Below are 1505 nucleotides of genomic sequence, written 5' to 3' on the forward strand. Positions count from 1 at the left end.
TTGCCGAAAGACATCCCAGGATGTGGGGAGTCAAGCGCCACCGACCGCAGCGTGGTGTCCCCAGGCAGTGGCCTCGTTGTAGGGCGTGCCGGTCTTGAGGCAGCCGTGGAGGATGCCGACGAGTCGGTTGGCGAGTTGGCGCAGTGCGGTGTGGTGGCCCGCTCCGCGGGCGCGTAGCCGGTCGTAGTACGCGCGGGCGCCTGGGGAACCTCGCAGGGCGCAGAACGCTTGGGTGCCGAGGGCGTCGACAAGTCGGTCGTTGTGCACGTAGCGGGCCAAGATGACCTTCTTCTTGCCGGAGGCGCGGGTGATCGGGCTGGTGCCGGCGTAGTTCTTGCGGGCCTTCGCATTGGCGTATCGAGTGGGATCGTCGCCGAACTCGGCGAGCACACGTGCGCCGACGATTGGTCCCAGACCCGGCTGCGACAAGATGATCTCGGCGGCTGGATGCTCGCTGAAGGACGCCTCCACCTGTTCTTCGAGGAAGGCGATCTGCTCGTTGATGACGGTCAGGACGGCTATCGAGGCGCGGACCGTGGCGGCGTAGGCGGTTGTCACTGCCTGGGGTTGGCCCAGGTGCTCGGCGTGCAGTGCTGCGTGGATGGCGGCGGCCTTGTCAGCCAGGTTGCGGCGGCGGGCCCGGGTGAGCGCTGCGGTGATCTGCGCGATCGGTAGCTGCGCGGCCGAGGCGGGATCCGGCGCGAGCGCCAGGAGTTCCAGTGCGTCGCTGGCGCTCAGATCGTCGTACGCCTCCAGCGCGGCAGGGAAGTACTCGCGTAGCGCATGTCGGAGGCGTTGGAGGTGGCGCGTGCGTTCCCAGATCAGCGTCTTATGTGCGCGGGTGACCACCTTGATTGCTGCTGCCTCGGCGCTGTCGCCGGCCACGGTGCGCAGCTGGTGGGAGTCGGTGCGGACCATGTCGGCCAGCACATGAGCATCGGCGGCATCGCTCTTGGCACCCGAGACCGCATGCCGATCCCGGTAACGCGAGGCCTGCAAGGGGTTGATTGCGAAGACCCGGTAACCAGCGGCGATGAGCGCTTGGACCCACGGGCCGCGATCGGTTTCGATTCCGATCGAGACCTGGTCGGCGTCTTCGCCCAGGTCGCTTTCGAAGTGCTCGGCGATGAGAGCGTGCAGGCGGGCCATGCCCGCCACGCCCTCCGGGAGCCGGGCTTTGGCCAGTCTGCGGCCTGAGGCATCCATTAGTTCGATGTCGTGGTGGTCTTCGGCCCAGTCGTCTCCGACGAACAGCAACACGTCTCCTGTCTCGGATATCGATCACCATTGGCAGCCTGTGAGGGAGGGGTCGGCGACCTAATGAATCAGTGCTCACGCCCAGGTCAGCGGGCACGACATCCCATCAGCGATCAACTCACCCGGCTACCAGCGAGGGGCACGGTCTTTCGATAGGACTCGGGGTCCAGATCTTGGGGGTGCTCACCTGCTGGCGGCTACCAGTCCCGAGTCGCCACACAGGCAACTCGTTATTTGTCATTAGATCT

General features: G+C 66.0%; 1 protein-coding gene. It reads right to left on the bottom strand.

From position 1 onward, the window contains the following. Positions 1-30 precede the first annotated feature (30 nt). A complete protein-coding gene (locus HCK04_RS40200) occupies positions 31-1257 on the bottom strand; it encodes an IS110 family transposase (protein WP_142652760.1) in 1227 nt (408 codons plus the stop codon). Positions 1258-1505 lie beyond the last annotated feature (248 nt).

This window comes from Microbispora sp. CL1-1, assembly GCF_012034195.1.
GTDB lineage: Bacteria > Actinomycetota > Actinomycetes > Streptosporangiales > Streptosporangiaceae > Microbispora.